Raw genomic sequence first — 6,570 nt, forward strand, 5'->3', positions numbered from 1 at the left:
CTTGACCACCACGATCACCCACGCACGCACCGCCATCGTCCTCGGCGGCTCCGGCTCCGTCGGCGGCGCCTTGCTCCACGCCTTGTTCCACGACGAGGGTTTCGGGACCGTCATCACCCTGTCGCGCCGGTCGCTGCCCGAGGCGGTCGCGCTGGCCCGCGCCACGGGTCGCCGGCTGGTGGAGAAACTCGTGCCCGATATGGCGCCGGCGTCCCTCGCTGCGGCGACCCTGGAGGTGGCGCGAGCGGTCGGCGGTGAGCTGGAAGGGTTCAGCGTGCTGGGCGTCGGCGCCGACACCGCGAAGCTCACGTTGGAGGGGCATCGCGCGGTCGATGTGGCGCTGAACGAGGCGTTCGCCCGGGCGCTGCGGGATTCGGGCCAGGTCCGGCACCTCGCGTTCATGAGCGCCGCCGGTGCGGACCTGACGGCGAAGACCAGCGGCAGTGGCGCGGCCGGCATGGCGCGCTACAACCGGGTGAAAGGCGAGGCGGAAGAAGCCGTGCGCGCGAGCGGGCCGGCGATCGTGAGCGTGTTCCGTCCCGCGATGATCATCGGGTCGCGGCACACGCCGTGGCTGCTTGAAAAGGCGCTGCCCTTGTTTGCGTTCGTGACGCCGGGGAAGTATCGGTCGATACGGGTGGAGCAGATTGCGGGGGCGATGATCGCTGCGGCGAAGAACCGTCCGACGACGAGCGCGACGTACCACTATCCGGAGATGATGGCGTTGATCGCGGGTGGGCGGCAGTAGTCCTCAGTCCAAGAGGCCATGCCTTGCATTTGGTCTTTCGCAGCCCATTCAAATCATGAAGCGATTTAGGCACACGTGGTCGCATCGCAAGCACACGTGTCACCCCAGCTTTCTGATTCGTTTTAAGCCGCCATGTGCATCGGTACACCCTGGGGAACTTCAGGAATCACCATCTTCGGATCGAAGAACATGATTTCCCCACCTTGCTCTCGACGCTGCGCGCTGTAACTCAACTTATATCGAAGGGCCCGGCAATCAGAATACATTTCACGTATTTGAGGCACATCATCATATGAAACAATCCAATTTACCTCACCTACATTTTTTATCGTCTCGGCGACTTCTAGATGATCTTCGTGATTATAGAAATTATCATACAATCCCTCCCCCTTAACATAATAAGGCGGATCCAAATAAAACAGAGTCTTTCTGGGCAACTCGACAGAAAGTTCCTTCACCAAATCAACGGCATCACGATTATAAAGAAAAATTCGATCGCGAAAGTTTGTTATCTTTCGCATTCGACTAATTAAATCATCTTTATTAAACCGCGCGTCCAGCTTCCATTTTCCATCTTGCTTCTTCCCACCTATAACTCCTGCCTTCAAAATTCCAGACCTATTACACCTATTTAAGAAGAACGTCGCGAACGCCAAATCCAACGGTTCAGGACTTTCACTGGATTGAATGGATTTCTGAATAAACCACTCTTCAATCGTTACCGGAGTATCCTGAATTTTATCAATAAAGGCATCAGCTTCATTCAATACGCAGTTCCAAAATGCAAAAATGCCCCCATTCAAATCATTTATATGCACTTCATCCACATAACCAATTAACAACAGCTCCAATGCAACTGCTGCGCCCCCAGCATAAGGCTCGAAATAGCAGCCACCTACCAGCTTATTGGCCGCCATTACCACCTTAATGTACTCTGCAAGCTTACCTTTACCGCCAGGGTACCGCAGAGGAGTAAAATAATTTGAAGTCATTGCAAATTTTCACGTAGTTGCTTTAGCTTCCGCTTCGACATTAAGAATTTGCCAGACACCTACGAGCCAACCTGCAATCATATCCCATCCACGCAGCAAATTTGTTGGTACAGGATGCTCGTAGCGCCCATGAAGATGCATGTGTAGATTTTCCACGAAAATCGGTCCCGCTTGCTGCAGCAATGCATTTCGTGCGCTTGCAGCAAGCTCTCTTTCCTTTGTCTTTTCTACAAAATCTTTCAAAACTGCATCCAATCGTGGACGAAGCTCTGCTTGACCAGCAGCATTCCTTGGCACGGTAATACTAAATTTTTCAACATATTCATTTGTCGTAGTATCCAGCAGAACACGTAACAAAGCAGATACCGCATTCGGAAAGTCATTCACATGCAATTTACGAAGCTCTAAAAATACCTCATTAACCCGCGGCACGTAGATTAAAACTCCACACTTCTTTGGAATCAAGACCTTCCGCTCTAAACTAGAAGGATTAGATCCTGATTTCACTGCATTTTTGGTTGGCGATGTTTTCTCTGCCACCTTTTTACTACTGGGCGCCTTTGTAGCTTCCGACAATTTTATTGGATCAGCCAGTGACGATCCCTTCGGCAAGAATTCGTCAATCGAATTTATATATTTTTCCCGATCCTCCTTCCCTTTAATACCACTAACCCTAACATTCTTTGTCGCAATATCTTCAATAATTTTTGTTGCAGCCCTCAAAACTTCTTCGGGTTTTTTTGTAATCAGCAAAGTTCCTCGCTGAATGTCGACACCTATTGCGTCCCGGACAGCCGGATCACCGAGCAGGCGCTCCAAGTTTGTTACAGAAAATTTCTCTAAACCACTACGAGCAGCTTCGGACAATACAGCATTAGCTTTTACATAGTCCAACAGATGAAGCGGCGGAGCACTGCCACGAAAACGAGCGGTTTCTTCACCATCCCATTGAACTACGCCAACCCCATCATTTTCACCCGTGTGCTTAAGGGCAATCCAATAATCTGCGGTCTCACGATTTCGCAGTAGCCGACATGAAATCTTAGCCAGCCCTTCAGCACCTACCAAGCCCGCCACTTTTCTTATGCGCGATTGAAACGCTTTGCTTAATGGGCTATCAACCGCCCTTTGCGGAATAGAAAGCAATTTCAATGCACAAAGTCGTCGATTACCCTCAACAACAATATAATGACCTTTTCTCTGTCCCTCTTCTTCGATAACAATTAGCAACTCCGACGGGTTAAGCCCGCGCCTTGCTATATCCTCCGCCAGAAGTACTGTTTTCCGCGCATGTTCTGCTGAACAGAATGCATGAAGTGCGTCCATCTCAACAGACAACGATGCAAAGCGAGGATTTTTAAGATCGAAGTGCAATTTTTCCACATCAACCGAAACTACCCTAGCTTCATCAAGCTCTTCTTTATCAGCCATCGCTTTTCCTCTCCTTGAAAAATACAATAAAATGTGGGGTACTCCACATACCCCCAAAAAATTTAGTGCGACATTATTTAAAGAAGATCTATCGGCACCCCGAAGTTACCATCGAGAACCCAACCAAATCGTTCACCCCGCACTGCCATCCACAAGCGCGTCAACTGTAACGTCAAAATCTTGCACAGACAATACTTCGATCATATTCGAGGATCCAAAAATAAAACGAGCGGCCACCGCAAAGTGCCGCCCGCCCATATCAGCCCAGACAGCAGCCACCCCATCAGGCTGGCTACCCGGACCTCTCGGTCAACCCACGATCAGAACGCGTCCAGCGCCATCGCACACACCGAATCCGCGCCCGCGACGATCGCATCCCGCAGCCCCGGCACCTTCACCAGAATGTGCTCCGCATAGAACTGCGCCGTGGTGACCTTGGCCTGCATGAAAGCGACGTCCTCGCCCTCGTTGATGCAGTCCTGCGCCGCCAGCAGCGCGCGGCCCATCTGCCAGCCGGCCATCAGGTTGCCGGTGAGCATCAGGTACGGCACCGAGCCGGCATACGCGGCGTTCGGGTTGCTGCGGCCGTTGGCGGCGATGAACGTCACCGCGTCGAGGAAGGCCAGCCGCGCCGCCGTCAGGTTCTTCGCGAACGACTGGGCCGCCACGCTGTCCCGCGCCGCCAGCAGCGCCTCGGTCTGCTCGATCTGCCCGGCCAGCGCCTTGGCGGTCTGCCCACCATCGCGCCCGGTCTTGCGCCCCACGAGGTCGTTGGCCTGGATGGCGGTCGTGCCTTCGTAGATGGTCAGGATCTTGGCGTCGCGGTAATACTGCGCCGCGCCCGTTTCCTCGATGAAGCCCATGCCGCCGTGGACCTGCACGCCCAGGCTCGTCACCTCCAGGCTCATCTCGGTCGAGTAGCCCTTCACCAGCGGCACCATGAACTCGTAGAAGGTCTGGTTGACCTTGCGGGTGTCGGCATCCGGGTGGTGGTGCGCGGCGTCATACGCGGCCCCCGCCACCAGCGCCAGCGAGCGGCAGCCCTCGGTGTAGGCGCGCATCGTCATCAGCATCCGGCGCACGTCGGCGTGGTGGATGATCGGCGCCGCGCCCGGCGTCGAGCCGTCCACGGGACGCGACTGCACGCGGTCACGGGCAAACTGCACTGCCTTCTGGTACGCACGCTCGGCCACCGCGATGCCCTGCACGCCCACCGCGAAGCGGGCCGCATTCATCATGATGAACATGTACTCCAGACCGCGGTTCTCCTGGCCCACCAGCGTGCCGATCGCACCGCCGTGGTCCCCGAACTGCAGCACCGCCGTCGGGCTGGCCTTGATGCCGAGCTTGTGCTCGATCGACACGCAGTGCGCGTCGTTGCGGGCGCCGAGGCTGCCATCGTCGTTCACCAGGAACTTCGGCACGACGAACAGGCTGATGCCCTTCACGCCTTCCGGGGCACCCGCCACACGGGCCAGCACCAGATGGACGATGTTCTCGGCCATGTCGTGTTCGCCGTAGGTGATGAAGATCTTGGTGCCGAAAATCTTGTAGGTGCCATCCGGCTGCGGCTCGGCGCGGGTGCGCACGGCGGCCAGATCGGAGCCGGCCTGCGGCTCGGTCAGGTTCATCGTGCCGGTCCAGCGGCCTTCGACCATCGGCGTCAGGTAGGTGGCCTTCTGCGCGTCGGAGCCGGCGGTCAGCAGCGCCTCGATCGCGCCGTCCGTCAACAGCGGGCACAGCGCGAAGCTCAGGTTGGCGCTGTTGATCATCTCGATGCAGGCCGCGCCGATCGCCTTGGGCAAGCCCTGGCCGCCGAACTCCTCGGGATGCTGCAGACCCTGCCAGCCGCCTTCGCCGAGTTGCCGGAACGCTTCCTTGAAACCAGGCGTGGTGGTGACGACGCCGTCTTTCCACGACGAGGGCTGCTGGTCGCCGATCCAGTTCAGCGGAGCAACCACGTTCTCGTTGAACTTGGCGCATTCTTCGAGCACCGCCTGGGCGGTGTCGAGTCCGTGGTCGGCGAACTGGGGAATCTGGGTGAGTTGTTCCAGTCCAGCCAGTTCCTTGAGGCCGAAGAGGAAGTCTTTGACGGGAGCGCGGTAGGTCATTTTCGGGGTCTTTCTTCTGGAGTTTCTTGTCTCGGGGCGGAAAAAAGGCGCCACAACAACCGGTTGGGCGCCTTCGGAAAGCAGTGTCAGCAGTGACGCCCGAGGGTCACAGCGCCTTCACCAGCTCGGGCACGGCGGTGAAGAGGTCGGCTTCCAGTCCGTAATCCGCGACGCTGAAGATCGGCGCTTCGGGGTCTTTGTTGATCGCGACGATCACCTTGGAGTCCTTCATGCCGGCCAGGTGCTGGATCGCGCCGCTGATGCCGCAGGCGATGTACAGGCTCGGCGCCACGATCTTGCCGGTCTGGCCGACTTGCCAGTCGTTCGGGGCGTAGCCCGCATCGACCGCCGCCCGGCTAGCGCCAAGGGCCGCGCCCAGCTTGTCCGCCAGCGGGATCAGCACTTCATTGAACTTGTCGCTGGAGCCCAGCGCCCGGCCACCGGAGACGATGATCTTGGCGGCCGTCAGCTCGGGGCGGTCGTTCTTGGTGACCTCGCGGCCGACGAACTGGCTCTTGCCCGAGTCGGCCACGGCGGCAACCGATTCGACGGCCGCCGATCCGCCCGTGGTCGCCGCGGCGTCGAAGCCGGTTGTGCGCACGGTGATGACCTTGACGGCGTCCAGGCTCTGCACGGTGGCGATGGCATTGCCAGCGTAGATCGGGCGCTCGAAGGTGTCGGCGCTGATGACCTTGGTGATGTCGGTGAGCTGGGCCACGTCGAGCTTGGCGGCGACGCGCGGGGCGACGTTCTTGCCGCTGGCAGTCGCCGGGAACAGCAGGTGGCTGTAACCACCGGCCACGGCCAGCACCTGCGCGGCGAGGTTCTCGGCCAGACCATCGGCGAGGCTCGCGCCATCGGCGTGCAGCACCTTCGTGACGCCTGCGATCTGCGCCGCGGCAGCCGCAGCACCGGCCGCGTTCGCGCCCGCCACCAGCACATGCACTTCACCGAGCTGCGCCGCAGCGGTCACGGTGTTGAGCGTCGCGCCCTTGACGTGGGCGCCGTCGTGTTCAGCAATAACGAGTACGGATGCAGCCATCTCAGATCACCTTCGCTTCGTTCTTCAGCTTGGCGACCAGCGCCGCCACGTCCGCCACCTTCACGCCCGCGCCGCGCTTGGCCGGCTCGCTGACCTTCAGCGTCTTGATGCGCGACGCCACGTTCACGCCCAGTGCCTCGGGCTTGATGACTTCCAGCGGCTTCTTCTTCGCCTTCATGATGTTGGGCAACGTCACGTAACGCGGCTCGTTCAGGCGCAGGTCGGTGGTGATGATCGCGGGCAGCG

At 58.2% G+C, this 6,570-nt stretch carries 6 protein-coding genes; 1 reads left to right on the forward strand and 5 read right to left on the reverse strand.

What is annotated here, in order from left to right; genetic code table 11:
• Position 1: 1 nt before the first annotated feature.
• Positions 2 to 748, forward strand: coding sequence for a Rossmann-fold NAD(P)-binding domain-containing protein (locus QZW52_RS10295; RefSeq protein WP_293998207.1), 747 nt, complete (start codon positions 2 to 4; stop codon positions 746 to 748).
• 122 nt (positions 749 to 870) lie between these two features.
• Here QZW52_RS10295 and QZW52_RS10300 read toward each other — a convergent pair whose 3' ends face one another.
• The 5 genes from QZW52_RS10300 to QZW52_RS10320 form a co-directional block, all read right to left on the reverse strand.
• Positions 871 to 1,740: a DNA adenine methylase gene (locus tag QZW52_RS10300; protein WP_293998209.1), complete on the reverse strand. Its 870-nt coding sequence runs from the start codon at positions 1,738 to 1,740 to the stop codon at positions 871 to 873.
• A 9-nt stretch (positions 1,741 to 1,749) separates the two neighbouring features.
• Positions 1,750 to 3,171, reverse strand: coding sequence for a ParB N-terminal domain-containing protein (locus QZW52_RS10305; protein ID WP_293998212.1), 1,422 nt, complete (start codon positions 3,169 to 3,171; stop codon positions 1,750 to 1,752).
• 320 nt (positions 3,172 to 3,491) lie between these two features.
• Positions 3,492 to 5,282: an acyl-CoA dehydrogenase gene (locus QZW52_RS10310; protein ID WP_293998215.1), complete on the reverse strand. Its 1,791-nt coding sequence runs from the start codon at positions 5,280 to 5,282 to the stop codon at positions 3,492 to 3,494.
• Positions 5,283 to 5,388: 106 nt separating this feature from the next.
• A complete protein-coding gene (locus tag QZW52_RS10315) occupies positions 5,389 to 6,324 on the reverse strand; it encodes an electron transfer flavoprotein subunit alpha/FixB family protein (protein ID WP_293998217.1) in 936 nt (311 codons plus the stop codon).
• A 1-nt stretch (position 6,325) separates the two neighbouring features.
• Positions 6,326 to 6,570 (reverse strand): electron transfer flavoprotein subunit beta/FixA family protein (locus QZW52_RS10320; RefSeq protein ID WP_434738306.1); only part of this gene is annotated, 245 nt, incomplete at its 5' end.

Origin of the sequence: Sphaerotilus sp. (assembly GCF_013299175.1) — a bacterium.
In the GTDB taxonomy this organism is placed as follows: domain Bacteria; phylum Pseudomonadota; class Gammaproteobacteria; order Burkholderiales; family Burkholderiaceae_C; genus Sphaerotilus.

Bases quoted from the DNA above. Each gene is read 5' to 3' on its own strand.
- QZW52_RS10300 (WP_293998209.1), bottom strand. From the start codon at position 1,740: ATGACTTCAAATTATTTTACTCCTCTGCGGTACCCTGGCGGTAAAGGT.
- QZW52_RS10305 (WP_293998212.1), bottom strand. From the start codon at position 3,171: ATGGCTGATAAAGAAGAGCTTGATGAAGCTAGGGTAGTTTCGGTTGAT.
- QZW52_RS10310 (WP_293998215.1), bottom strand. From the start codon at position 5,282: ATGACCTACCGCGCTCCCGTCAAAGACTTCCTCTTCGGCCTCAAGGAA.
- QZW52_RS10315 (WP_293998217.1), bottom strand. From the start codon at position 6,324: ATGGCTGCATCCGTACTCGTTATTGCTGAACACGACGGCGCCCACGTC.